Raw genomic sequence first — 25579 nt, forward strand, 5'->3', positions numbered from 1 at the left:
CGGCATGGCCGCGGCTGGGGAGTGCGATCAAGAGACAGCTTACTTGCAGGAGGACGGCGCGTACTTCGAGGTCGCGGCGCACTTCCAGGTAACGCCGGTGCCGGAGGTGTACGTAGGGGTGAGTGAAACCGTTGCGCCGCCGAGTTTTGCTGTCGCCGTGATCACCAGTCGGTTGGTGCTCCAACCGATGCTTGAGACCAAGCTGGTCGCCGGGCTGGAAAACCCGATGGCCGTAGGCGACGAACCACTGGCGGGGACGCCGCCCTTCGCGATCGTGTACTCGTTCACGGCGAGTTTCGCCGCCGATGCCATCGACAGCAGTTCGGAGAACTGCGCCTTGCGCGTGTAGTCCTGGTACGACGGGATCGCGATCGCGGCGAGGATGCCGATGATCGCCACGACGATCATCAGTTCGATGAGAGTGAAGCCTTGCTGCATCTTCTTCATGGTGTGTTCTCCCTGTGGGTCGTCGGGACCGGTGAGCTTGCGTTCCGTCGGCAAGCGACGGCTCCACGCGCCCATTGTCGAGCAAATAGCTTGCCGTCCGGCGTGGTGGCTGCATCGGCTTGGCCGATCAGCGGCTTGCTGCATGCCACCCGGCGGCGGTGCCATGTGCGGGAAGCCGGCGGATGACTCGATGTGCCAGGAACTGACGTTTTTCGTCACCCCGCTCGGTGGAGGGAAACCGGACGCCGGGGACTGCGGCACGAGCAACCGGGTGACGGCGCCCGTCGACCACGCAGGTCGCCGTTCGGGCGCGGGATCTCCGCGCGGGGTTCACTCCATGCCGAGTTTCTTCAGCCGGTAGCGCAGCGCGCGGAAGCTGATGCCGAGGCGTTCGGCGGCAGCGGTCTTGTTGTAGCGGCAGGCGCGCAGGGCCTGTTCGATCGCTTCCTTCTCCAGCCCTTCCAGGTAGCCCTCGAGGTCCGATACCGGCACCGCGGTGCGCACGGTTCCGGCGTCGGCGGGCGGAGGGTCGGGCTGCAGGTCGGCCGGGCCGATGGTGTCGTGGTCGCAGAGCGTGAAGGCGCGCTCGAGGATGTTTTCGAGCTCGCGCACGTTGCCGGGGAAGGGGTGGCGCTGCAGGGCGGCGATCGCCTGCGGATGCATGTGCGGGCAGGGCAGGCCGGCCGTGGCGGCGAGGCGCGCGAGCAGGTGCTCGCACAGCACCGGGATGTCCTCCGGCCGTTCGCGCAGTGCCGGCAGGTGCAGTTCGATGACGTTCAGGCGGTAGTAGAGATCACGCCGGAAGCCGCCCTCGGCGATCATGCGGCCGAGGTCGCGGTGGCTCGCGCTGAGCACGCGCACGTCGACGGGCACCTCGTGCGTCGCCCCGACCGGTTTGACCGCGCGCTCCTGGATCGCGCGCAGCAGCTTCACCTGCATGTGCTGCGGCAGTTCGGCGATCTCGTCGAGGAACAGCGTGCCGCCGTCGGCCGCCTGGAACAGGCCGGCCTTGTCCTGCACCGCGCCGGTGAAGGCGCCGCGACGGTGACCGAAGAACTCGCTCTCCATCAGCTCGGCGGGGATCGCACCGCAGTTGACCGGCACGAAGGGCTTGTCGGCGCGCGGCCCGGAGCTGTGCACCAGGCGCGCGGCGAGTTCCTTGCCGGTGCCGGATTCGCCGCTGATGAACACCGGCGCCTGGCTGCGTGCGAGCCGGGCGATGAGGCTGCGCACGCGCTGCATCGCCGCGGAGTCGCCGAGCAGGGTCTGGCGCGGCACCGCAGCGCTGCGGGCGTCGGACGGGCGGGCGAGCTTGCGCGCGGTGGCGACCATGCTGCGCAGCGTGGCGATGTCGAAGGGCTTGGAGACGAAGTCGTAGGCGCCGAGCTTGAGCGCATCGACGGCGCTCTCGACGTTGCCGTGCGCGGTGATCACCGCGATCGGCATGTCCGGGTGGTGGCGCTGGACGTGGGCGACGAGCTCCAGGCCGTTGCCGTCGGGCAGGCGCATGTCGGTGATGCAGAACTGGTACGGCCGCGTGCGCAGCAGCCGGTGTGCGTCGGCCAGCGTCGCGGCGCTGTCGCAGCGGACGCCCTGCGGCTGCAGGGTCATCTCGATCAGCGTGCGGATGTCCTCTTCGTCGTCGACGATCAGTGCCTGGCAAGTGTCCATGGCGCGTCCTCGTTGCGTCCGGTCGCCGGAAAGGTCACGCGGAAGCAGCTGCCGCCGCCGCTGGGGCGCAGGTACTGCAGTTGCGCGCGGTTGGCCTCGCACAGTTCGCGCGAGATGTAGAGGCCGAGGCCGGTCCCGCGCGGGTTGGTGGTGAAGAAGGGCTCGAAGATCTGGCGTGCCTCGGCCTCGGGAATGCCGAGGCCGCTGTCCTGCACGTCGAGGAAGGGGCGGCGGCGTTCGGCATCGACGGCCGCGGTGAGGCGGATGCGCGCCGCCCGGCCGGGTTCGCTGCCGTGCTCGCAGGCGTTGCTGCACAGGTTCCACAGGACCTGCTGCAGGTGGCTGGCATCGAAGCGCACGGCGAGGCTGGCCGGTTCGACGGTGATCGTGATCGTCGGCAGGGGGGCGCCGCGGCCGCGGCTGAACTCGCGGGCGAACTCCTCCAGCCAGGGCTTGAGCAGCAGGGTTTCCGGCCTGGCCGCCTCGCGCCGCGACAGGTCGAGCACGTTGGCGATGATGCGGTTGGCGCGGCCGGCGTTCTCGAAGATGATTCGGCCCAGGCGCTTCTCGGTCGGACCGACGCTGGATTCGCTCAGCAGTTGCGCCGCGTGACTGATCGAGGCCAGGGGATTGCGGATCTCGTGGGCGATGCTCGCGGTGAGCCGGCCGAGCGCCGCGAGCTTGATCTGCTGCAGGCGCTGCGCGGCGGCCGAGGAGTCTTCGAGGAACACCAGGGTGTCGAAGGCCCGGCTGGCCGGCAGGTGGCTGAACTCGGGGATGATCTCCGGCAGGTGTTCGGCCTGGCGGAACGGCCGCGGCGTGCTGCCCTCGGCGCCGACCCAGGCGGCGAGGCGTTCGCCGAGCACCGGCGACAGTTCGGCGAGCGGGCGGCCCTCGGCCGGGCCCTGCACGTCCAGCAGTTGGGCGGCGGTCTGGTTCATCATCCGCACGTGCGAGTGGCGGTCGACGACGACGATGCCGGACTGCAGGTGCTTGAGGATGGTCGCGTTGAGCTCGGCCATCTCGAGCAGCTCGAAGGTGCGCTCGAGCACCAGGTGCTCGCTGCGCCGGGTGCGCTCGGCGAGGTGATAGGCGATCGCGGCGGCGGCGGCGAGCAGCAGGCACAGCAGCGCCGGGCGGCTCGATTCGAAACCGCTGCCGCTCGCGAACTGCACCAGCGGCACCAGGTACTCGGTGCCGAAGCGCGGTGCACCGGTGCGCTGGCTGAACACCGTCCAGAGATGCGCGAGCCACGCCAGCGAGGCGGCGGCGCAGGCGAGCGCGACGACGCCGATCAGCGGCCGCGGTGGCAGCAGGATGGCGCTGCCGGCGGCCGCGGTGACGAGCAGCGCCCCGATGCTGGCATCGCCGGCGCTCGCATACAGCAGGAGCCCTAGGCAGATCGCGTCGACCGCCCCCTGCGCCGAGGCCTGGATCAGCAGCGGCGGCCGGCGCGCGTAGCTCAGGCCGAGCGTCAGCGCGACGATCCAGAAGTAGACGAGGGCGACCCACCAGAACAGCTCGGGCCGCACGGCGCCGAGGATGCGGCCCTGTTCACCGGCCGCGCAGATGCCGAGCAGCAGCGCCGCCAGCGCCAGCCGGTACAGGTTGTAGGCGCGGAACACCGACCAGCCGTGGCGGCGATCGGCGACCGTGCCGGGCAGGATGCCTGCCAGGGAGGGCTGATGACTGCTCATGGTCCTTGGAGCCGGATAGCCTGGTGCCAGCATCATTCCGATCGGTCGGTGGGGCGCGCGGCCGCGGCGCTGCGGCGGTGCTCCTCGCAGCAGTAGGGCTGGCCATCGCCGCCGGTCAGCGCGCGCTCGGCCGGCAGGTGCACGCCACAGTGCCGGCAGCGGACCGTGCGCCGGTACTCGGTGGGCGCCTGCGGCCGTGCGCGGCGTGACCGCCGCAGGCGCCCGACGATCCAGACGCCGACGGCGATCAGCAAGAGAACGATGAGCACGCGGGACATGGTTACACCTGCGCCGGAAGCGTCGCGCAGCCGCCACGATAGCAGAGCGGCGGCGGCCCCGCGCAGGCGCCGTCCGAGGGCGTACTAGGCAGCGTTTGCGGCTTTTCGGCTATAGTACGGCCTCCTACAAATACAGGGGGTGGCACGCGCATGAATCTCCATGAATATCAGGCGAAAGACCTGTTCCGCCAGTTCGGCGTCGCGGTGCCGCGCGGGATCAAGGCGACTTCGATCCGCGAGGCCGTGGACGCGGCGAAGACGCTCGGCGGCTCCGTGTGGGTCGTCAAGGCGCAGGTTCATGCGGGTGGCCGTGGCAAGGCCGGGGGCGTCAAGCTCGCCCGCAGCCTCGACGAGGTCGACGACATCGCCGGGCAGATGCTCGGTTCGCGCCTGTCGACGATCCAGACCGGCCCGGTGGGGCTGCCGATCCATGCGGTGCTGATCGAGGAAGGGCTGAACATCGTCGACGAGCTCTACCTCTCGGTGCTCGTCGACCGCTCCCGCAAGAAGATCACCTTCATCGGCTCCAGCGAAGGCGGCATGGACATCGAGGAGGTCGCCGCGCACACCCCCGAGAAGATCCTCACCGTCGCGATCGACCCGACGGCGGGCTTCCAGGCCTACCAGGCGCGCCAGCTCGGCTTCGGCATGGGCCTGAAGAAGGACCAGGTCAACCACCTCGTCAAGGTGATGCAGGGCCTCTACGACATGTTCGTCGAGAAGGACTGCTCGCTGGTCGAGATCAACCCCCTGATCGTCACCGCCGACGGCAAGCTGCTCGCGCTCGACGGCAAGGTCAATCTCGACGACAACGCCAGCTACCGCCACAAGGATCTCGCCGAGATGCGCGATCCGACGCAGGAGGACGAGCGCGAGCACATCGCCCACGAGATCGGCCTCAACTACGTGGCGCTCGACGGCAACATCGGCTGCATGGTCAACGGTGCCGGCCTGGCGATGGCGACCATGGACATCGTCAAGCTGCACGGCGGCGAGCCGGCCAACTTCCTCGACGTCGGCGGCGGCGCCACCGCCGAGCGCGTCGCCAAGGCCTTCAAGCTGATCCTCTCCTCCGACAAGGTCGAGGCGATCCTGGTCAACATCTTCGGCGGCATCGTACGGTGCGACCTGATCGCCGAGGGCATCATCGCTGCCGTCAGGGAAGTCGGCCTCACCATCCCCGTCGTGGTCCGTCTGCAGGGCACCAACGTCGAGGCCGGCCGGCAGATGCTGGCCGAGAGCGGCATGAACATCGTTGCCGCCGACGACCTCACCGACGCCGCCAAGCAGGCCGTGGCCGCGGCCAAGAAGTAAGCCGAATCCGGGGACGAGAACACGATGAGCATCCTGATCGACAAGAACACCAAGCTGATCTGCCAGGGCTTCACCGGCTCGCAGGGCACCTTCCACTCCGAACAGTGCCTGGCCTACGGCACCAACCTGGTCGGCGGCGTCAGCCCCGGCAAGGGCGGCGAGACCCACCTCGGCAAGCCGGTGTTCAACACGGTCCACGACGCGGTCGCCCAGGCCGGCGCCAACGCTTCGATGATCTACGTGCCGGCGCCCTTCGCCGCCGATGCGATCCTCGAGGCCGCCGACGCCGGCATCAAGGTGATCGCCTGCATCACCGAGGGCATCCCGGTGATGGACATGCTGAAGGTCAAGGCCGCGCTCAAGGGCAGCGGCGTGTACCTGATCGGCCCCAACTGCCCGGGGCTGATCACGCCCGGCGAGTGCAAGATGGGCATCATGCCGGGCCACATCCACAAGCCGGGCAAGATCGGCATCGTCTCGCGCTCGGGCACGCTGACCTACGAGGCGGTGCACCAGACCACGCAGATCGGCCTCGGCCAGTCCACCTGCGTCGGCATCGGCGGCGACCCCATCCACGGCATGAGCTTCATCGACGTGCTGGAGCTGTTCGAGGCCGACAGCGCCACCAAGGGCATCGTGATGGTCGGCGAGATCGGCGGCTCGGCCGAGGAGGAGGCCGCCGAGTACATCAGGGCGCACGTGCGCAAGCCGGTGGTCGCCTACATCGCCGGCGTCACCGCGCCGCCCGGCAAGCGCATGGGGCATGCCGGCGCCATCATCATGGGGGGCAAGGGGACGGCCAAGGACAAGTTCGCCGCGCTCGACGCCGCCGGCGTCAGGACCGTGCGCTCGCCCGCCGATCTCGGCTCGGCGATCAACGAGTTCTTCTCCGGCTGAGCCCCGGCCCGCCGCGCGCGGGGTCTAGAATCCGCAGGGCGGGACATCCCCGCCCTTTTTGTTTGCCCGTTACCGCATTCCGAGGCCGGTCGCATGAGCAGCAGCCACGCACTTCGGGTCGTGATGGCCCAGTTCAACCCGCTGGTCGGTGCCGTCGAGGCCAACGCCGAGCGCATCGTCGCCAGCGCCCGGGAGGCCCGTGACCGCCACGGCGCCGACGTGATCGTGTTCCCCGAACTGACCGTGACCGGCTACCCGCCCGAGGACCTGCTGCTGCGCCCCGAGTTCATCCGCGCCACCGCGGCCGCGGTGGCACGCATCGCCGCCGCGGTCGAGGGCGTGGCGGTGGTGATCGGCTACCCGACGAGCAGCCTCGGCGGCCTCTACAACGCCGCCGCGTTCATCGCCGACGGCGCCGTCAAGGCGGTCTACGCCAAGCAGCGCCTGCCGAACTACAGCGTGTTCGACGAGAAGCGCTACTTCGTTCCGGGCACGACGCCGACCGTGGTCGAGCATCGCGGTGTGCGCCTCGCCCTCAGCATCTGCGAGGACGTGTGGTTCCCCGAGCCGACGGCGCAGGCGCTCGCGGCCGGCGCCGAGCTGATGCTGAACCTCAACGCCTCGCCCTTCCACCTCGGCAAGGGCCGCCAGCGCACCGATGTGCTGCGTGCCCGCGTGCGCGAGAGCCCGCTGCCGATCGTCTACGTCAACCAGGTCGGCGGCCAGGACGAACTGGTGTTCGACGGCGGCTCGCTGGTGCTGGATGCCGCCGGCGAGATCACGCAGCGCGCGCCGTTCTGCGTCGAGGGCCTGTACCCGGTCGACTTCACGCGCGACGCCGACGGGCGGCTGCTGCCGGTGCCGGGCACCCTCGCCCCCGAGCCGAGCGAGGAGGAAGCCGTGTACCGCGCGATCGTGCTCGGCGTGCGCGACTACGTCACCAAGAACGGCTTCAAGGGCGCGGTGCTCGGGCTCTCCGGGGGCATCGATTCGGCGCTGACCCTCGCCATCGCCGTCGATGCCCTCGGCGCGGACGCGGTCGAGGCGGTGTCGATGCCGTCGCGCTACACCGCCGACATGAGCAATGCCGACGCCGCGCTCGAAGCCCGCCAGCTCGGCGTGCGCTACCACGTGATCTCGATCGAGCCGGCGTTCGACGCCTTCAACACCCTGCTCGCGGAGCGCTTCGCCGGCCTCGCCGCCGACACCACCGAGGAGAACATCCAGGCGCGCTGCCGCGGCGTGCTGCTGATGGCGCTCTCCAACAAGACCGGCCGGCTGGTGCTGACCACCAGCAACAAGAGCGAGACCGCGGTCGGCTACTCGACGCTGTACGGTGACATGGCCGGCGGCTTCGCGCCGATCAAGGACGTGCCGAAGACCCTGGTGTACCGGCTCGCGCACTGGCGCAACGCGCTGACGCCGGTGATCCCGCAGCGGGTGATCGACCGCCCGCCGTCGGCCGAGCTGCGCCCGGAGCAGACCGACCAGGATTCGCTGCCGCCCTACGACGTGCTCGACGCCATCCTGGAGCGCTACGTCGAGCAGGACCGCGCGGTCGACGAGATCGTCGCCGAGGGCTTCGAGCGGGCGACCGTCGAACGCGTGGTGCGGCTGGTGATCGTCAACGAGTACAAGCGCCGCCAGGCCGCACCGGGGGTGCGGATCACCCCGCGGGCCTTCGGGCGCGACCGCCGTTACCCGATCACCTCGGGGTTCCGGCGCTGAGGCCGCCGGGGCGTCAGCGGAAGCTGACCACTTCCGCGAGCCGCCGGCGCGGGGTGGGGTTCGGCAGTTCGGCGGGATAGCCGACGGTCATCAGCGCGATCGGCTTGAGGCCGGGTTCGAGGTGGAGCAGGCGCGCCACCGCGACCTCGTCGAAGTAGCCGATCCACGCCGAGGCGAGGCCGGCGGCAACCGCGGCGAGCTGGGTGTAGGCGGCGGCGATGGTGGTGTCCTGCACCGCGTAGAGGGCCTCGCCGCGGGGGCCGAACTCGGTCGCGGAGCGCGCCGGGTCGGCGCAGAACACCAGGCACACCGGCGCCGCGGCGATGAAGTGCTGGCCTGCGGCGGCGTCCGCGAGCCCCTGGCGTTCCGCGGCGTCGCGCACGACGACGATGCGGTAGGCCTGCAGGTCACCGGCGGACGGTGCGGCGCAGGCCATTTCGAGGATGGCGTGGAGCTTGGCGTCCTCCACCGGCATGTCGGCCTGGTACTGGCGAACCGAATGGCGGTGCCGCACCGTTTCGAAGAAATCCCACATGGGTCCGTACCTTTGGGCGCGTGATGAAGCTCTCGCGGCGACCGGCACCGCGGCCTGTGGCGCGCCGCCCGCAGGGACGGCGCCGGGCTCAGCCTTCGACGAGGGCGCTCAGCTGCGGCAGATCGGCGCGGTTCGGCGCGTTCTCGCGCAGCACCCGCAGGTAGTCGCGGGCCAGGTCGCGCATGCCCATCGCGGCGTAGGCGCGCGTCATCACCGCCAGGGCGTCGGCCGCCGCCGGCGCGCTCGAGTAGTTTTCGAGCACGTACTTGCCGCGGTTGACGGCGGCCACGTAGGCGCCGCGTTCGAGGTAGAAGGCTGCGACGTTGACCTCGTAGCTCGCCAGGTTGTTGCGCAGGAACAGCATGCGCTGGCGCGCATCCGGCGCGTACTTGCTGTCGGGGAACTTGGTCACCAGTTCGTTGAAGTCGTTGAACGACTGCATCGCGGTCGCACTGTCGGTGCGGGTCGGGTCGGCCGGCAGCAGGCGGTCGACGGGGCCGTCGGCGCGGTTGAAGTTCACCAGGCCCTTCAGGTAGTAGGCGTAGTCGACGTAGGGGTGGCGCGGGTTGGTCTTGATGAAGCGATCGGCGGCGGCGATGGCCGAATCGGGCTCGCTGTCCTTGTAATATGCGTAGATCGACTCGAGTTGCGCCTGTTGGGCATACTTCCCGAACGGATAGCGTGCCTGCAGCTTCTCGTAATAGGTGATCGCCTGCTGGTAGTTGCCGTTGTCCAGCGCATCCTTCGCTTCCGAGTAGAACTTCGCCGCCGACCAGTTGCGTGTCTCGTCGATCTTGTCGGGCAGCAGCGAGCAGCCCGAAACGCCCGCGAACGCGAGCAGCAGGGCGAGGGTGGCGAGGAACGGACGGCGGGATGCAGACATGCGTTGCCTGATTTCCGAAGGCGAAAGAATGGGCGCGGAGTATACCGCGCACCCCGGAATTAAGACCATGCCCAAACAGGAACGGCTGGATTGCACCATCCCCGTCGAGCTCGCCGGTAAAAGGCTCGATCAGGTGCTCGCCGAACTGCTGCCCGATCACTCGCGCGCGCGCCTGCAGCACTGGCTCAAGGACGGCGCGATCCGCATCGACGGGCGCCCCGGCCGGCCGCGCGACCGCGTCCTCGGCGGCGAGCACCTCGAAGGGTGCTGGGAGCTCGCCGAGGTCGTCGCCGACGCCGCGCAGCCGATGGATCTTGCCGTGGTCTACGAGGACGACGACATCCTGGTGATCGACAAGCCCGCCGGACTGGTCGTCCATCCCGCCGCGGGCAACCCGGACGGCACGCTGCTCAACGCCCTGCTGCACCACGCGCCGGTCACCGCACACCTGCCGCGCGCGGGGCTGGTGCACCGCCTCGACAAGGACACCTCCGGCCTGCTGGTGGTGGCGAAGAGCGAGCGTGCGCGCACCGGCCTGGTCGAGCAGCTGCAGACGCGGCGCATGGGGCGCGAGTATCAGGCGGTGGTGAGCGGCGTGCTGGTCGCCGGCGGGCTGGTCGACGTCCCCATCGGCCGTCACGCGATCGACCGCAAGCGCATGGCGGTGAGTCCCGGCGGCAAACCGGCGATCACGCACTTCCGCGTCGCCGAACGCTTCCGTGCCCACACCCACCTGTACCTGCGCCTGGAGAGCGGGCGCACCCACCAGATCCGCGTGCACATGGCCTATCTCCACCATCCGCTGGTCGGCGATCCGGTCTACGGCGGGCGCCTGCGCCTGCCACCCGGGGCGGGAGCCGCGTGCGTGGCGGCGCTGCGCGGCTTCGGTCGCCAGGCCCTGCATGCGCGCCGGCTCGAACTCGTCCACCCCGGCAGCGGTCGACCCCTGCACTGGGAGAGCCCGACACCGGCCGATCTCGCCCACCTGCTCGACGCCCTGCGCGCCGATGCCGCGACCGGCGCGCTGCCGGATGAGGACGCAGGCGAATGCCACTACAGGGATTGATCACGCCCGACTGGCCGGCGCCGGCGCGGGTGCGCGCGGCCGCGACGACGCGCGTCGGCGGCGTCAGCGCCGGGCCGTACGCGAGCCTGAACCTCGGCGCACACGTCGGCGACGACCCGGCGACCGTCGCCGAGAACCGCCGGCGCCTCGGCCAGGCGCTCGGGCTCGGGCAGGCGCCGGCCTGGCTCGACCAGGTGCACGGCTGCGACGTCGCCGACGCCGATGCCCCTGCCACCGCGGTGCCGGTCGCCGATGCCGCCGTCGCCCGCGCGTGCGGGCACGCCTGCGTGGTGATGACGGCCGACTGCCTGCCGGTGCTGTTCTGCGACCGCGCCGGGGGCGTCGTGGCGGCGGCGCACGCGGGCTGGCGCGGCCTCGCCGCGGGGGTGCTGGAGGCGACCGTCGCCGCGATGGAGGTGGCGCCGGCGCAGATCCTCGCCTGGCTCGGCCCGGCGATCGGCCCGACCGCCTTCGAGGTCGGTCCCGAGGTGCGGGCGGCCTTCGTGGCACGCGATCCCGCGCATGCGAGCGCCTTCACCGCCGGCAGCGGCGACCGCCACTACGCCGACCTGTACGCGCTCGCGCGGCAGGTGCTGGCCCGTTGCGGTGTCGGCGCGGTCTACGGCAGCGGTTTCTGCACCTTCGGCGAGCGCGGGCGTTTCTTCTCGTACCGTCGCGACGGACGCACCGGGCGCCAGGCGAGCCTGGTGTGGCTTGCCGGCTAGTGTCACCAAATTTTACGTTCTGGCGTACAACCGTGCGCTGCTGCGGATGCACAAGCGTGTCGCTTCAGGTGCTTGTGGGTTTTGGCGCCAAAAATGCTTGGAACCCGATCGAGGCAGCACCGGGATCGGCTGCCACGACTTCCGCGGGTCGCTTCCAAAACCTATAACCGGACTGCGCGGGATAATCTGAGGCGCCTTTGCAGGCGCCTTTTTTCTTGGGTGCGGCGCTGTGCCCGCGCTTCCGTCGAGCTCAGCGGCTGCCGCCGCCGCCCGCACGGGCGGCGATCCAGTCGAGCGCGCGCGTCGGCAGCAGGTGCCTGAGATACCAGAACGCCACCGTCGGCACCGTCACCCGGTAGCGGGTGCGCGGCCGCGGGCTTTCCAGCGCGTGGACCAGCGCCGCCAGTACCGCCTCGGGGCCGAGGGTGAACGGTGCCGCCGGCCCCGGACGGGTCAGGCGCGCCTCCATCGCCGCGTAGCGGGCGCGGTGCGGGCTGTGCGCCGCGTCGATGTACTGCAGGAACTTGGCGTGCGAGTTGGCGCGGAAGCGGCTCGTGATCGGCCCGGGCTCGATCAGGCTCACGTGGATGCCGGTGTCGGCGAGTTCCAGCCGCAGCGTGTCGGTGATGCCTTCGAGCGCGAACTTGCTCGCGTTGTAGGCACCGCGGTAGGCCATCGCCATGAAGCCGAGGATGGAACTGTTCTGGATGATGCGGCCGTGCCCCTGCCGGCGCATCACCGGCAGCACGCGGTTGGTGAGTTCGACGGTGCCGAACAGGTTGGTCTCGAACTGCGCGCGCAGCGCCGCGCGCGAGAGGTCCTCGACGGCGCCGGGCTGGCCGTAGGCGCCGTTGTTGAACAGTGCGTCGAGACGGCCGCCGCCCGCCGCGAGCACCGCATCGACCGCGGTGGCGATCGAGTCCGGGTCGTCGAGGTCGAGGCGCCAGGCCTCGAAGCCGGCGTCGCGCAGGTGGGCGACGTCCGCCTCGCGCCGCGCGCTGGCGAACACGCGGTGGCCGCGTTCGCGCAGGCCGTGCGCGCAGCAAAGGCCGATGCCCGAGGAGCAGCCGGTGATCAGGATGGACTGGGCGACGGGCATCGCGGGCTCCCTCGGGCGGCGGTGGTGCGTCAGGGCGTGGTGACGAGCGCGCCGGCCTGCAGGCGCGCGAGGACGAAGGCGGCGATCGCCGGCGGCGCGTTGAGGTCGAGCAGCGGCAGCGGGCACGGGCGGTCGAGCGGTGCGTCGCAGGCGACGGCGATGATGTGGTGGTCGTGCGGGAACAGCGGCGGTGCGCCGAGCGCCGGGCGGTGCAGTTCGAGCTTGGGGATCGGCGCCGCCTTGAAGCCTTCGACGAGGATCAGGTCGATGTCGGGGGCGGCGAGCGCGGCGAGGCTCGCGGCGAGCGGCCAGGGTTCGGGCCGGGTGTCGATCAGCGCCGTGCGTCGTCCCGAACACACCAGCACGGCCGCGGCGCCGGCGAGGCGCAGGCGGTGGCTGTCCTTGCCCGGCCGGTCGAGCTCGAGGGCATGGTGGCTGTGCTTGGCGAGCGCGAGCTGCAGCCCGGCCTCGCGCAGCAGCGGGATCAGCGCGCGCAGCAGCGTGGTCTTGCCGGTGCCGCTGCGGGCGGCGATGCCGAGGACGGAGGGCGGCGGGGCTGGCACGGGGGCGGCGCGCGGCGCGGTGTGGAGAGGGGTGCGCAGCTTAGCATCGCGGCGGCGCGACCGCCGCGCATGGTGGAACCGCGGCGCGCGGCGGTACCCTAAGCGCAGGTGAAGGCTTGTGCCGCTACGGAGTCATTCGATGCGTGTCTTGATGGGGGTCGTGCTGACCCTGGGTGTCGCCGCCGCGGTTGCGGCGGAAGGGCCGCGGCCCGACCTCGGCCGCCTGCAGGCCGTGCTCGACGGGCACAAGCCCGACAGCGTCAGCCCCGGCCCGCTGCCGGGCCTGTTCGAGGTGGTCGTCGGCGGGCGCGTGCTCTACCTGAGCGCCGACGGCCGCTACGTGGTGCGCGGCGACGTGATCGACCTCGCCAAGGGGGTCAACCTCACCGAGGAGCGCGGCAACGCGCTGCGCCTCGCGGCGCTCGCCACGGTGCCCGAATCCGAGATGGTGATCTTCGCGCCGTCGGGGCCGGTCCGGCACACGGTGACGGTGTTCACCGACATCGACTGCGGCTACTGCCGCAAGCTGCACAGCGAGATCGAGGCCTACAACCGCTACGGCATCCGCGTGCGCTACCTCGCCTACCCGCGCACCGGGCTCGACGGGGAGTCGTACCACAAGTTCGTGTCGGTGTGGTGTTCGGCCGATCGCAAGGATGCCCTGACCCGCGCCAAGCGGGGCGAGGAGCTGCCGGCGGCGGATTGTCCGAGCCCGATCGCGGCGCAGTACGAACTCGGCAATCGCCTCGGCGTGCAGGGCACGCCGGCGATGGTGCTCGAAACCGGCGAGATGGTGCCCGGCTACGTGCCGGCGGCGCGCCTCGCGATGATGCTCGACGCGCCGCCGGCACGCCCCTGAGCGGGGCGGCCGGGCGGGGGGCTCAGCGGCGCGGGCCACCGCCGTGCTTGAAGCGCTCGCGCACCAGCTCCTCGTCGAGCTGGCCGGAGAAGTACGCGGTTTCCAGCCACATCACGTTGATGACGCCGAACGCGAGGGCCAGTCCCAGCCCGAGTATCCAGGTGAAGTACCACATGCGGGTGTGCCTCAGTAGCTCGTGTGCGTGGTGGCGCGGATCGACTCCACCGTGACCTTGCCGCGCATCACGCGGTAGACCCACGAGGTGTAGAGGACGATCAGCGGCAGGAAGAAGATCGTGGCCCAGAACATGATCTTCAGCGTGTGGTGGCTGGACACCGCGTCCCAGGCCGTGAGGCTGCTGTTGAGGTCGGTGCTCGACGGCATCACGAACGGGAACAGCGAGAAGCCCGCGGTGAGGACCACGCCGCCGACGGCGGCCGAACTGAGGATGAAGGCCGCCACCGGGCGTTCGTCGGCCGACGCGCGCATCGCGCCGAAGGTGCCGCCGAAGGCCATCAGCGGAGCGATCAGCATCCACGGGTGGGCCAGGTAGTTGCCGATCCAGGCCCCGCTTTCGCGCACCACGGTCTTGGCCAGCGGCATGAAGGCGGTGTCGGCGGGCGGCATCGAGGTGATGCGGTAGCCGTCGAGCAGGAACGTGCTCCACACCGCCGCCAGCGCCAGCGCGACGAGCAGGATCTTGCCGCTGAGGGCGATCGCGTCGGTCGCCCGCGCCTGCACCGCGCCCACGGTGCGCAACTGCAGGAAGGTCGCGCCGTGGAAGGTCAGCATCACCAGGCTGATCACGCCGGCGAGCAGTCCGAACGGGTTCAGCAGCTGCCAGAACGAGCCGGTGTAGGTCACGCCCATGGTCTCGGCGTCGAAGTGGAAGGGCACCCCCTGCAGCAGGTTGCCGAAGGCGACGCCGAAGATCACCGGCGGCACCGTGCCGCCGATGAACAGCCCCCAGTCCCAGGCGCCGCGCCAGCGCGGATCCTCGATCTTGCTGCGGTAGTCGAAGCCGACCGGGCGGAAGAACAGCGCGAACAGCGCGAGGATCAGCGCCGCGTAGAAGCCGGAGAACGCCGTCGCGTAGACCAGCGGCCACGCCGCGAAGGTGGCGCCGCCCGCGGTGATGAGCCAGGTCTGGTTGCCTTCCCAGGTCGGGCCGACCGCGTTGATGATGACGCGCCGCTCCTCGTCGGTCTTGCCGAGGAAGGGCAGCAGCGTACCGACGCCCATGTCGAAGCCGTCGGTGATGGCGAAGCCCACCAGCAACAGGCCGACGAAGCCCCACCAGATCAGCTTGAGAGTCTCGTAGTCGAGTTCCACGCCTTTATTCCTTTTGGTTGATGGGCGGCGTCACGAACGCTCGTCGCGCACGCGATCGAGCGGCTTGGCCGGCTGGTGACCCAGATGGGCCGTGCCGCCCCCCGCGTGCAGCCGTTCGAGGTCGTACTTGCCCGTGTGCAGGGCGCTCGGCCCGAGCCGCGCGTACTTGAACATCAGGAACAGCTCGACCGCGAGCAGCAGGGTGTAGAAGGCGATGAACCCGGCCAGGCTGGTGTAGACGTTCGACGCCGGGATGTTCGAAACGCTGAGGAAGGTCGGCAGGATGCCGCTGATGGTCCACGGCTGGCGGCCGAACTCGGCGACGAACCAGCCGGCCTCGATGGCGAGCCACGGCAGCGGGATGCTGTACAGCGCGAGGCGCATCAGCCAGCGCTGCGGGGCGAGGTTGCGTACCGCCAGGAAGTAGAACGAGGCCGAGAAGATGAACAGGAACAGCATGCCGAGCCCGACCATGACGCGGAAGGCCCAGAACATCGGGGCGACTTTCGGGATGGTGTCGGCCGCGGCGTGCTTGATCTGCTCGGGCGTGGCATCGACCACCTTCGCGGTGTACTTCTTCAGCAGCAGCGCGTGGCCGAGGTCGTCCTTGGCGGCTTCGAAGGCCGCGCGCACGTCGGCGCTGGTGTCGCCTGCGCGCAGTTTCTGCAGCGCCGCATAGGCCTTGATGCCGTTGCTGATGCGCTGCTCGTTGTGCTGCTTGATCTCGGCGATGCCTGCGATCGGCTCGTCGACCGAGCGGGTCGCGATCAGGCCCAGCATCCAGGGGATGCGGATCGCGTAGTCGGTGCGCTGCTCCTCCTCGTTCGGAAAGCCGAACGCGGTGATCGCCGCCGGCGGCTCGTGCGTGTGCCATTCGGCCTCGATCGCCGCGAGTTTGGCCTTCTGCACCTCGCCGGCGGTGTAGCCGGATTCGTCGCCGAGCACGATCACCGACAGCGTCGCGGCGAGGCCGAAGCCGGCGGCGATGGCGAAGGAGCGGATGGCGAAGGCGACATCGCGCCCTTTCAGCAGGTAGTACGAACTGACGCCGAGCACGAACATCGATGCCGCGACGTAGCCGGCCGCCACGGTGTGCACGAACTTCACCTGCGCCACCGGGTTGAAGAAGATCTCGGCGAAGCTCGTCAGCTCCATGCGCATGGTCGCGAAGTTGAATTCGGCGCCGACCGGGTTGTTCATCCAGCCGTTGGCGACCAGGATCCACAGCGCGGACAGGTTCGAGCCGAGCGCGACCAGGAAGGTGACCGCCAGGTGCTGGACCTTCGGCAGGCGATCCCAGCCGAAGAAGAACAGGCCGACGAAGGTCGATTCGAGGAAGAAGGCCATCAGGCCCTCGATCGCCAGCGGCACCCCAAAGATGTCGCCGACGTAGTGCGAGTAGTACGCCCAGTTGGTGCCGAACTGGAATTCGAGCGTGATGCCGGTGGTCACGCCCATGGCGAAGTTGATCGCGAACAACTTGCCCCAGAACCGCGTCATGTCCTTGTAGATCTCGCGGCCGGTCATCACGTAGACCGACTCCATGATGACGAGGATCCACGAGAGGCCGAGCGTGAGCGGCACGAACAGGAAGTGATACATCGCCGTGATGGCGAACTGCAGGCGCGATACGTTAACGAGATCCATGTCGGGAAGCATCATCGTCCTCCTCTTGTGACGTTGGGGGTGGCGCGACGGCATACACGGCGCGGCCGATATCCGGCCCATCCAGGTGTGCGTCTTGCGGGTTCGAAAACCACGTCTTCCAGATGAAGCCGATCGCGATCGTCTTGACGATCAGGATCAGCGTGATCTCGCGTTTCAGATTCGGGCGTCGCAGCGGTGGCAGGCGGCGCGCGTCAGGGGGGTGGTCCATTTCAGCGATAGTCCTCCGGCGACAGGTGGAATTTGCGCAGCTTGTCGTAGAGCGTGTTCTTCGCCAGGCCGAGCGCCTCACTGGCGGCGGCGACCTGTCCCTGGTGCTGACGCAGATGTTCCTGGATCAGCGAACGTTCGAAGCGTTCGACCTGCTCCGCGAGCGTGGCCGAGGTGAGCCCCGGCGGTTGCAGCAGCGGGAACTTGTCGCCCAGCAGCTTGAGCACGAAGCGGTCGGCGACGTTGCGCAGCTCGCGCACGTTGCCGGGCCACGCGTACGCCATCAGGGCACCGAGCTGGCTGCTCGACACGATCGGCGCGGGACGCTCGTAGCGGCTCGCCGCCTGCAGCACGAAATGCTCGAACAGCAGCGGGATGTCCTCGCGGCGCTCGCGCAGCGGCGGCAGTTCGATGACGACGACGTTCAGCCGGTAGTACAGGTCCTTGCGGAACCTGCCCTCGGCCGAGAGCCGGGCGAGGTCCTCCTTGCTGGCGGCGACGAAACGGCAGTCCACCGCGATCGGCTCGTTCGAGCCGAGCCGTTCGACCCTGCGCTCCTGCAGCACGCGCAGAAGCTTCACCTGCATCGACAGCGGCATGCTCTCGATCTCGTCGAGAAACAGCGTGCCGCGGTGGGCGTATTCGATCTTGCCCACGCGGCTGCGCATGGCGCCGGTGAAGGAGCCCGTTTCGTGGCCGAAGATCTCGCTGTCGAACAGCGTCTCCGGCAGTCCGCCGCAGTTGAGGGCAACGAACTTGTTCTGCCGGCGGTTGCTGTGCTCGTGCAGGCAGCGCGCGACCAGTTCCTTGCCGGTGCCGGTTTCGCCGTAGATCAGGACGTCGGCGGAGGTGTCGGCGACGTCGAGGATCATGCGGCGCAGTTGTTCGATCGCGGGGGAACGGCCGAGGATGTCCGCTTCGATGCCGCGCCAGTCATCGAGCTTGGCGCGCAGCGCCTGGACCTCCAGGGTTAGCTGGCGCTTCTCGATCGCCCGTTCCACCACTTCGACCAGGTGCGCGGCGGAGAACGGTTTTTCGATGAAGTCGTAGGCGCCCTGGCGCATCGCCTGCACCGCCATCGCGATGTCGCCGTGGCCGGTGACCAGGATGACCGGCAGTTGCGGGTCGACCGCCATCACGTGGCGGAGGAAATCGAGCCCGGTGCTGCCCGGCAGTTTCACGTCGCTGACGCATACACAGCGGCTGCCGGGGACGATCCGCTGCCTGGCCTTCTCGGCCGCATCGAAGGCGTCGACCGTGAAGCCGGCGAGTCGCAGGGATTGGGCAGCGGCCTCGCGCACATCGGCATCGTCCTCGACGAGCAGTACGGTTATCGGCTCATTCATGCAGTTCATCCGTACCTGGGCCCCTGCGAGGCGATCCGCTCCGGCTCCGGGCCGGATGCCGCCACGGGCGATGGTCCGCACCGGCCGCGAGGGTTCCCGAGTACATCGCCGGATGCGGTCCGTTCGACCGCCTCCGGGCACGCGTCGCGAAGGCAAACGCCACCCACCCCGCGCGAGCACACAGCTTCGCGCAGGCGTTTTTCTGCAAGATTTCTTGTTCGGGGTCGTGTGTTACTGCCGTCTTGCGCGGTCCGGTCCGCGCGGATGGAGTCCGGGCCCCCGGGGCTCCGCTGGCGCGTTGCCCCGGGGGAAACCCCGCTGCCGCGCTGCGGCAGCGGGGCGCTCCGGCGAGCCGGGTGCCCGGCTCAGCGCTCGATGGCGAGCGCGACCCCCATGCCACCGCCGATACACAGCGAGGCGAGACCGCGCTTGGCGTCGCGGCGGACCATCTCGTGGATCAGCGTCACCAGGACGCGGCAGCCCGAGGCGCCGATCGGGTGGCCGATGGCGATCGCGCCGCCGTTGACGTTGATGCGGCTGGTGTCCCACTCCATCTGCTTGTTGACCGCGATGGCCTGGGCGGCGAAGGCCTCGTTGATCTCCATCAGATCGATGTCGGCCGGGGTCCAGCCGGCCTTCTTCAGGCACAGCTGGGAGGCGGGGACCGGGCCCATGCCCATGATCGTCGGGTCGAGGCCGGCCGAGGCGTAGGCACGGATGCGGGCGAGCGGGGTCAGGCCGAGTTCGGCGGCCTTCTTCTCCGACATCATCACCACGGCGGCGGCGCCGTCGTTGATGCCCGAAGCGTTGCCGGCGGTCACCGTACCGTCCTTGGCGAAGGCGGGACGCAGGCTCTGCAGGCTCTCGAGCGTGACGCCGTGCTTGACGTACTCGTCGCTGTCGAACACCACGGTGCCCTTGCGGCTCGCGATCTCGATGGGGACGATCTCGTCCTTGAACTTGCCGGCCTTCTGCGCCGCCTCGGCCTTGTTCTGCGAGGCGCAGGCGAACACGTCCTGCTCTTCGCGGGTGATGCCGTACTTGCGGGCGACGTTCTCCGCGGTCGTGCCCATGTGGTACTGGTTGTACACGTCCCACAGGCCGTCGGTGATCATGGTGTCGACGAGCTTGGCGTCGCCCATGCGGAAGCCGTCACGCGAGTTGGGCAGCACGTGCGCCGAGGCGCTCATGTTCTCCTGCCCGCCGGCGATGACGATCTGGGCGTCGCCGCACTTGATGGCCTGCGCCGCCAGGTGCGTGGCCTTCAGGCCCGAACCGCAGACCTTGCCGATGGTCATGGCTGGCACCATGTCGTGCAGGCCGCCGCGGATCAGCGCCTGACGGGCCGGATTCTGGCCGCAGCCGGCGGTCAGCACCTGGCCCAGGATCACTTCGCTCACCTGGTCCGGAGCGAGGCCCGTCTTGGCCATCAGGGCTTTGATGACTTGCGCCCCCAGGTCGGAAGCAGCGATCTTCGCCAGGCTGCCACCGAACTTGCCCACCGCAGTACGCGCCGCGGCAACGATAACGACGTCTTCCATCTTCAGTCTCCGTCAACAGGTTGTCAGACAGTTACACACACCATGCGCGCCACCCGGGCCGCGCGTCGAACGGCTCAATGCAGTTTGACGTGCGGCTCGGTGCGGCGCGTGATCAACCTGGCGGCGGTGTCCAGGCTGACCTTCCAGAAGCCGTGCAAGGCAAGCTCGTGCATCTTGTACAGCGACAGGTACATCATCCGCGCGAAATGGCCGTCGAGCCAGAGGTTGCCGCCGACCAGGTTGCCCATCAGGTTGCCCACGGTGCTGTACTTGCCGAGGGACACGAGGGAGCCGAAGTCGCGGTAACGCCATTCCTTGACTTCCTGGCCGGCGATGCGGTTCTTGATCTGCTTCAGCAGGTGCGAGGCCTGCTGGTGCGCCGCCTGAGCCCGCGGCGGCACGAGTTTGCCTTCCTGGCCGACCCACGGGCACGCGGCGCAGTCGCCGATCGCGAAGATGCTGTCGTCGCGCGTGGTCTGCAGGGTCGGCTTCACCACGAGCTGATTGATGCGGTTGGTTTCGAGCCCGTCGATGTCCTTCAGGAACTCGGGGGCCTTGACGCCGGCGGCCCAGACCACCAGCTCGGCGGGAATCACCTCGCCGCCGGCGAGGAGCACGCCGCTGGGCAGCACCTCGGCCACCCGGGCCGAGGTGCGCACCTGCACGTCCAGCCCGCGCAGGAGTCCGCTGGCGCCTTCCGACAGGCGCGGCGGCAGCGCCGGGAGGATGCGGTCGGCGGCTTCGATCAGGATGATCTTGATGTCCTTCTCCGGATCGATGCGATCCAGCCCGTAGGAGACGAGGCTGCGCGTCGTCTTGTGCAGCTCGGCGGCGAGCTCGACGCCGGTGGCACCGGCACCGATGATCGCCACCTTGAGTTGTTCGGGGCGCAGCGGGTCGTGCTGGGCATGCGCCCGGATGCAGGCGTTGACCAGGCGCCGGTGGAAGCGCGCGGCCTGCACCGGGGTTTCCAGCGAAATCGCGTTGTCCTTGACGCCGGGGGTGCCGAAGTCGTTGGTCAGGCTGCCGATCGAGATCACCAGCGTGTCGTAGCCGAACACGCGCTGCGGCGTCACCTGGTCGCCGTCCTCGTCGATGAACGGCGCCACGTGCACCTCGCGGCGTGCGCGGTCGAGGCCGATCATCTCGCCGATGCGGTAGCGGAAACCGTGCCAGTGCGACTGGGCGAGATAGTTGGTCTCGTAGGTGCCCAGATCCATGCTGCCGGCAGCGATCTCGTGCAGGTGCGGCTTCCAGAAATGCGTGCGCGCCTTCTCGATCAGGGTCACGGAGGCCTTTCCGCGCTTGCCCAGCGTGTCTCCGAGGCGCGTGGCCAGCTCGAGGCCGCCTGCGCCACCGCCGACGATCACGATGCGGTGCAGACCCGAAGGGGGATCCTGGTTCAAATCCGTCGTGCTCGATGTTTCCTGCATGTTACTCGCCTTCCGCTTGGTTGTCATGGGGGGATGGCACGCATCATGCCGCCCCCCCCGTTAACGTGTGATTGCCGGGAAGGAGTGGGTGGTTTCCGCGACCCGACCTTCAGCCGGTCAGGCCGAAGTGGCTCCCGGCGGTAAGGTCCTGCCACCGTGGGTGTCCATCTCGGCCACCTGCGTGTCGAGGATGAGTTCCGGCTCCTCGGCTTCGACGTCCGTTTCGTTGTTCAGCACCTTGGTCATGCGCTCGGTGTCGAGCGCGTTGCACCACTTCGCCACCACCACCGTGGCGACGCCGTTGCCGATGATGTTGGTCAGCGCGCGCGCTTCCGACATGAAGCGGTCGATGCCCAGGATCAGCGCCAGGCCGGCCACCGGCACGTTGCCGACCGCCGAGAGCGTGGCCGCGAGCACGATGAAGCCGCTGCCGGTGACGCCGGCGGCGCCCTTGGAGGTCAGCAGCAGCACGCCGAGCAGGGTGAGCTGATGGCCGATGTCCAGCGGCGTGTTGGTGGCCTGGGCGATGAACACCGCCGCCATGGTCAGGTAGATCGCGGTGCCGTCGAGGTTGAACGAGTAGCCGGTCGGGATCACCAGGCCGACCACCGATTTCTGCGCCCCCAGGTTCTCCAGCTTGGCCATGATGCGCGGCAGCGCCGATTCCGACGACGAGGTGCCGAGCACCAGGAACAGCTCTTCCTTGATGTACTTGATGAACTTGACGACGCTGAAGCCGTGCAGGCGGGCGACGATGCCCAGGATCACCAGGATGAACACCAGGCAGGTGGCGTAGAAGGTCGCCATCAGGCTCGCCAGTTGCGCGAGCGAACTCACGCCGTGCTTGCCGATGGTGAAGGCCATCGCGCCGAAGGCGCCGATCGGTGCGACCTTCATGATGTAGCCGACGATGCCGAACAGCACGTGCGACAGGCGCTCGATGAAGTCGAACACCGGCTTGCCCTTGGGGCCGAAGGCGTGCAGCGCGAAGCCGAACAGCAGCGAGAAGAACAGCACCTGCAGCATGTCGCCCTTGGCGAAGGCGTCCACCACGCTGTACGGGATGATGTTCAGCAGGAAGTCCGTGGTCGTCTGCATCTTCCCGGGGCCGGTGTACTGCGCGATCGCCTTGGTGTCGAGCGTGCTCGGGTCGACGTTCATGCCGACGCCGGGCTGCACCACGTTGACGATGATCAGGCCGATGATCAGCGCGATCGTGCTCATGACCTCGAAGTAGAGCACCGCGTACCCGCCGACCTTGCCGACCTTCTTCATGTCCTCCATGCCGGCGATGCCGACCACGATGGTGCAGAAGATGATCGGCGCGATGATCATCTTGATCAGCTTGATGAAGCCGTCACCGAGCGGCTTCATCGCCCCGCCGAGCTCGGGGTTGAAGTGACCTAGGGCAATGCCGATGGCGATCGCGATCAGCACCTGTATGTACAAGCTCTTGTAAAACGGCTTCTTTCCCATGGACCCTCACCTCTGCAAGCGTTTTACGACGCACTCCCCCGGCCCGCTGCCGTAGCCGTTGACGGCACGGCGCGGACCGGAAGGCGCAGGCATGGGGCGACGGCGGCGGCCTCCGGCCGCGCGGCCGTCGCGCCCGAGCTCATCGGCTGATGCCTCAGCTCTTGTCGTGCCTCGCCCCGGCGTCCACCGCGGCGAGCGCGGTCATGTTGACCAGGCGCCGGACGGTGGACGAGGGGGTGAGGATGTGCACCGGCTTGGCCGCGCCGAGCAGGATGCCGCCCACCGTGATGCCGCTGCCGGCACCGATGCGCAGCAGGTTGAAGGCGATGTTGGCGGCGTCGACGTTCGGCATCACCAGCAGGTTGGCCTCGCTCTTCAGCTCCGCGTCCGGGAACACGTCGCTGCGGATCGTCGGCGACAGCGCCGCATCGCCGCGCATCTCGCCTTCCACCGCCAGGCCCGGTGCGCGGGCGCGGATCAGTTCCAGCGCGTCGCGCATCTTCTGCGCCGACGGTGCATCGGAGCTGCCGAAGCTCGAATGCGACAGCAGCGCGACGCTCGGCGACAGGCCGAAGCGCTGCACCATCTCGGCGGCGAGCACGGTCATCTCGGCGATCTGCTCGGCGCTCGGATCGAGGTTGACGTGGGTGTCGCAGATGAAGAGCTGGCGGCCCGGCAGGATCAGCATCTGCATCGCCGCGAGGGTGTTCACCCCCTCACGCATGCCGATCACGTCGCGCACGTACTTCAGGTGGTCGGTGTAGGTGCCGTGGGTGCCGCACAGCATCGCGTCGGCTTCGCCATTGTGGACCAGCATCGCGCCGATCAGCGTCGGACGGGTGCGCATGTCCTCCTTGGCCTGCGCGCGCGACACGCCCTTGCGCTTCATCAGTTCGTAGTAGCCGCTCCACGCCGCGTGGTAGCGACGGTCGTCGAGCACGTTGACGCACTCGCAGTTGTCGCCGAGGCGCAGGCGCAGGCCGAAGCTCTCGATGCGCGCCGCGATCACGTCCTCGCGTCCGATCAGCATCGGCCGCGCCAGCCCTTCGTCCACCACCACCTGCGCCGCGCGCAGCACGCGCTCGTCCTCGCCCTCGGCGTAGACCACCCGCTTCGGCGTGCTCTTGGCGGTGTCGAACACCACCTCCATGCTGCTGCCGGACTGGTAGACGAAGCGCGACAGCTTCTGCCGGTACGCTTCCAGGTTCTCGATCGGGCGCGTCGCCACGCCGCTGTCCATCGCCGCCTTGGCCACCGCCGGGCAGATCCGCTCGATCAGGCGCGGATCGAAGGGCTTGGGGATCAGGTACTCGGGGCCGAACCTCAGGCCGGCGGCGCCGTAGGCGTTCGCCACCATGTCCGGGATCTCGGCATGGGTGAGCTCGGCGAGCGCGCGCACCGTCGCGAGCTTCATCTCCTCGTTGATCGTGGTGGCGCCGACGTCGAGCGCACCGCGGAAGATGAAGGGGAAGCAGAGGACGTTGTTGACCTGGTTCGGGTAGTCCGAGCGCCCGGTGCCGATGATCGCGTCGGGCCGCACGGCCTTGGCTTCCTCGGGCATGATTTCCGGCGTCGGGTTGGCGCCATCGCGAGGATCAGCGGGTTCGGCGCCATCTTCGCGACCATCTCCGGCTTCAGCACGCCGCCGGCCGACAGGCCGAGGAAGACGTCGGCGTCGGGGATCACGTCGGCGAGCGTGCGTGCGCTGGTGTCCTGCGCGTAGCGGGCCTTGTTCTCGTCCATGCCCTCGGTGCGGCCCAGGTAGACCACGCCCTTGCCGTCGGTGACGAAGATGTGCTCCTTCTTCAGGCCGAGGCTGACCAGCAGGTCGGTGCAGGCCAGCGCCGCGGCGCCGGCGCCCGACACCACCATCTTCACGCTGCCGATGTCCTTGCCGACCAGCGTCAGGCCGTTCAGCACCGCGGCGGCGGCGACGATCGCGGTGCCGTGCTGGTCGTCATGGAACACCGGGATGCTCATGCGCTCGCGCAGCTTCTTCTCGATGTAGAAGCACTCCGGCGCCTTGATGTCCTCGAGGTTGATGCCGCCGAAGGTCGGTTCGAGGCTGGCGATGATCTCGACCAGCTTGTCCGGGTCGGTTTCGTTGATCTCGATGTCGAAGACGTCGATATCGGCGAACTTCTTGAAGAGGCAGCCCTTGCCTTCCATCACCGGCTTGCCGGCGAGGGCGCCGATGTTGCCGAGCCCGAGCACCGCGGTGCCGTTGGTGACCACGGCGACGAGGTTGCCGCGCGAGGTGTAAAGCGCCGCCGTGCTGGGGTCAGCCTGGATGGCCAGGCAGGGTTCCGCCACGCCCGGCGAGTAGGCCAGCGCGAGGTCGCGCTGGGTGGCCATCGCCTTGGTCGGCGTCACCGAGATTTTTCCCGGCTTGGGGAACTGGTGGTATTCCAGGGCCGCGTCGCGCAGTGAGTCGCTCATTTGTTTAGGACCTCCCAGGGTCTGTCTTTTTAGTGACGTCAGGGGTGAGACTGCTTACTTCTTCTTCTGGGGCGGCAGGTCGGTGCAGGCGCCCTCGAAGACTTCGGCGGCCATGCCGACGCTCTCGCCAAGTGTCGGGTGCGGGTGGATGGTCTTGCCGATGTCGGTCGGATCGGCCCCCATCTCCACCGCCAGGCACACCTCGCCGATCAGGTCCCCGGCGTGCGTGCCGACGATGCCCCCGCCGATGCAGCGGTGCGTGGCCTCGTCAAACAGCAGTTTGGTGAAGCCCTCGTCGCGCCCGTTGGCGATCGCCCGTCCCGAGGCCGCCCACGGGAACACCGCCTTGCCGTACTTGATGCCCTCGGCCTTGCA

At 69.0% G+C, this 25579-nt stretch carries 22 protein-coding genes and 2 pseudogenes; 6 read left to right on the forward strand and 18 right to left on the reverse strand.

Annotation, left to right across the window (positions count from 1 at the left end; genetic code table 11):
• Positions 1 to 39: 39 nt before the first annotated feature.
• From EV699_RS15080 to EV699_RS15095, 4 genes are all read right to left on the reverse strand, one after another.
• On the reverse strand, positions 40 to 447 hold the full coding sequence (locus tag EV699_RS15080) for a pilin (RefSeq protein ID WP_132544233.1): 408 nt from the start codon (positions 445 to 447) through the stop codon (positions 40 to 42).
• 330 nt (positions 448 to 777) lie between these two features.
• Positions 778 to 2118 carry a sigma-54-dependent transcriptional regulator gene (locus EV699_RS15085; protein WP_132544235.1) on the reverse strand — a complete coding sequence of 447 codons (1341 nt, stop codon included), beginning with the start codon at positions 2116 to 2118 and terminating at the stop codon, positions 778 to 780.
• Positions 2097 to 3815 (reverse strand): sensor histidine kinase, encoded by a 1719-nt coding sequence (locus EV699_RS15090; RefSeq protein ID WP_132544237.1) that lies wholly within the window; start codon positions 3813 to 3815, stop codon positions 2097 to 2099. The genes EV699_RS15085 and EV699_RS15090 overlap by 22 nt, the downstream gene beginning before the upstream one ends.
• 32 nt (positions 3816 to 3847) lie before the next feature.
• On the reverse strand, positions 3848 to 4093 hold the full coding sequence (locus tag EV699_RS15095) for a PP0621 family protein (protein ID WP_132544239.1): 246 nt from the start codon (positions 4091 to 4093) through the stop codon (positions 3848 to 3850).
• Between the two features lie 150 nt (positions 4094 to 4243).
• Between EV699_RS15095 and sucC the strand changes: the two genes are divergently transcribed.
• The 3 genes from sucC to EV699_RS15110 all read left to right on the forward strand — a co-directional run bounded on the left by sucC (position 4244) and on the right by EV699_RS15110 (position 8032).
• A complete protein-coding gene (gene sucC, locus EV699_RS15100; RefSeq protein WP_132544241.1) occupies positions 4244 to 5407 on the forward strand; it encodes an ADP-forming succinate--CoA ligase subunit beta in 1164 nt (387 codons plus the stop codon).
• A 24-nt stretch (positions 5408 to 5431) separates the two neighbouring features.
• Positions 5432 to 6304 (forward strand): succinate--CoA ligase subunit alpha, encoded by an 873-nt coding sequence (gene sucD / locus EV699_RS15105; protein ID WP_132544243.1) that lies wholly within the window; start codon positions 5432 to 5434, stop codon positions 6302 to 6304.
• Between the two features lie 93 nt (positions 6305 to 6397).
• Positions 6398 to 8032 carry an NAD+ synthase gene (locus EV699_RS15110; RefSeq protein WP_132544245.1) on the forward strand — a complete coding sequence of 545 codons (1635 nt, stop codon included), beginning with the start codon at positions 6398 to 6400 and terminating at the stop codon, positions 8030 to 8032.
• A gap of 13 nt (positions 8033 to 8045) precedes the next feature.
• Here EV699_RS15110 and EV699_RS15115 read toward each other — a convergent pair whose 3' ends face one another.
• Positions 8046 to 8567, reverse strand: coding sequence for a nitroreductase family protein (locus EV699_RS15115; protein ID WP_132544247.1), 522 nt, complete (start codon positions 8565 to 8567; stop codon positions 8046 to 8048).
• 88 nt (positions 8568 to 8655) lie between these two features.
• Complete coding sequence (locus tag EV699_RS15120) at positions 8656 to 9450, reverse strand: outer membrane protein assembly factor BamD (protein WP_132544249.1); 795 nt, start codon at positions 9448 to 9450, stop codon at positions 8656 to 8658.
• Between the two features lie 67 nt (positions 9451 to 9517).
• Here EV699_RS15120 and rluD point away from each other — a divergent pair, with 67 nt between their 5' ends.
• Together rluD and pgeF are read left to right on the forward strand one after the other, a co-directional pair.
• A complete protein-coding gene (rluD, locus tag EV699_RS15125) occupies positions 9518 to 10516 on the forward strand; it encodes a 23S rRNA pseudouridine(1911/1915/1917) synthase RluD (protein WP_132544251.1) in 999 nt (332 codons plus the stop codon).
• The gene (gene pgeF, locus EV699_RS15130) at positions 10498 to 11241 is read left to right on the forward strand and encodes a peptidoglycan editing factor PgeF (protein WP_132544253.1); all 744 of its coding nucleotides are present in this window, start codon (positions 10498 to 10500) and stop codon (positions 11239 to 11241) included. Before rluD ends, pgeF begins: the two co-directional genes overlap by 19 nt.
• 250 nt (positions 11242 to 11491) lie before the next feature.
• On the opposite strand, the gene EV699_RS15135 is transcribed toward pgeF, so the two are convergent.
• Together EV699_RS15135 and mobB are read right to left on the reverse strand one after the other, a co-directional pair.
• The gene (locus EV699_RS15135) at positions 11492 to 12340 is read right to left on the reverse strand and encodes an SDR family oxidoreductase (RefSeq protein WP_132544255.1); all 849 of its coding nucleotides are present in this window, start codon (positions 12338 to 12340) and stop codon (positions 11492 to 11494) included.
• A 29-nt stretch (positions 12341 to 12369) separates the two neighbouring features.
• Positions 12370 to 12903 carry a molybdopterin-guanine dinucleotide biosynthesis protein B gene (gene mobB / locus EV699_RS15140; protein ID WP_132544257.1) on the reverse strand — a complete coding sequence of 178 codons (534 nt, stop codon included), beginning with the start codon at positions 12901 to 12903 and terminating at the stop codon, positions 12370 to 12372.
• A gap of 139 nt (positions 12904 to 13042) precedes the next feature.
• Between mobB and EV699_RS15145 the strand changes: the two genes are divergently transcribed.
• Entirely contained in the window at positions 13043 to 13762 is a 720-nt protein-coding gene (locus tag EV699_RS15145; RefSeq protein ID WP_132544259.1) for a DsbC family protein, read from the forward strand.
• Between the two features lie 22 nt (positions 13763 to 13784).
• Here the strand turns inward: EV699_RS15145 and cydX are convergent, their stop codons facing one another.
• From cydX to EV699_RS15195, 10 genes and pseudogenes are all read right to left on the reverse strand, one after another.
• Positions 13785 to 13937 (reverse strand): cytochrome bd-I oxidase subunit CydX, encoded by a 153-nt coding sequence (cydX, locus tag EV699_RS15150; RefSeq protein ID WP_132544261.1) that lies wholly within the window; start codon positions 13935 to 13937, stop codon positions 13785 to 13787.
• A gap of 11 nt (positions 13938 to 13948) precedes the next feature.
• Positions 13949 to 15094, reverse strand: a complete 1146-nt coding sequence (cydB, locus tag EV699_RS15155; RefSeq protein WP_132544263.1) for a cytochrome d ubiquinol oxidase subunit II — start codon at positions 15092 to 15094, stop codon at positions 13949 to 13951.
• Positions 15095 to 15124: 30 nt separating this feature from the next.
• Positions 15125 to 16753 carry a cytochrome ubiquinol oxidase subunit I gene (locus tag EV699_RS15160; RefSeq protein ID WP_132544298.1) on the reverse strand — a complete coding sequence of 543 codons (1629 nt, stop codon included), beginning with the start codon at positions 16751 to 16753 and terminating at the stop codon, positions 15125 to 15127.
• Complete coding sequence (locus tag EV699_RS15165; protein ID WP_132544265.1) at positions 16728 to 16970, reverse strand: hypothetical protein; 243 nt, start codon at positions 16968 to 16970, stop codon at positions 16728 to 16730. The genes EV699_RS15160 and EV699_RS15165 overlap by 26 nt, the downstream gene beginning before the upstream one ends.
• A gap of 1 nt (position 16971) precedes the next feature.
• Positions 16972 to 18315 (reverse strand): sigma-54-dependent transcriptional regulator, encoded by a 1344-nt coding sequence (locus EV699_RS15170; protein ID WP_132544267.1) that lies wholly within the window; start codon positions 18313 to 18315, stop codon positions 16972 to 16974.
• 365 nt (positions 18316 to 18680) lie between these two features.
• The gene (locus EV699_RS15175; RefSeq protein WP_132544269.1) at positions 18681 to 19856 is read right to left on the reverse strand and encodes an acetyl-CoA C-acetyltransferase; all 1176 of its coding nucleotides are present in this window, start codon (positions 19854 to 19856) and stop codon (positions 18681 to 18683) included.
• A 74-nt stretch (positions 19857 to 19930) separates the two neighbouring features.
• The gene (locus EV699_RS15180; RefSeq protein WP_132544271.1) at positions 19931 to 21289 is read right to left on the reverse strand and encodes an NAD(P)/FAD-dependent oxidoreductase; all 1359 of its coding nucleotides are present in this window, start codon (positions 21287 to 21289) and stop codon (positions 19931 to 19933) included.
• A 117-nt stretch (positions 21290 to 21406) separates the two neighbouring features.
• Entirely contained in the window at positions 21407 to 22765 is a 1359-nt protein-coding gene (locus EV699_RS15185; RefSeq protein ID WP_132544272.1) for a dicarboxylate/amino acid:cation symporter, read from the reverse strand.
• Positions 22766 to 22919: 154 nt separating this feature from the next.
• Positions 22920 to 25204 (reverse strand): annotated as a pseudogene (locus EV699_RS15190) (NADP-dependent malic enzyme).
• Positions 25205 to 25258: 54 nt separating this feature from the next.
• Positions 25259 to 25579: pseudogene (locus tag EV699_RS15195) on the reverse strand (dihydrolipoyl dehydrogenase); the annotation flags it as partial.

It is taken from the genome of Plasticicumulans lactativorans (assembly GCF_004341245.1).
In the GTDB taxonomy this organism is placed as follows: domain Bacteria; phylum Pseudomonadota; class Gammaproteobacteria; order Competibacterales; family Competibacteraceae; genus Plasticicumulans_A; species Plasticicumulans_A lactativorans.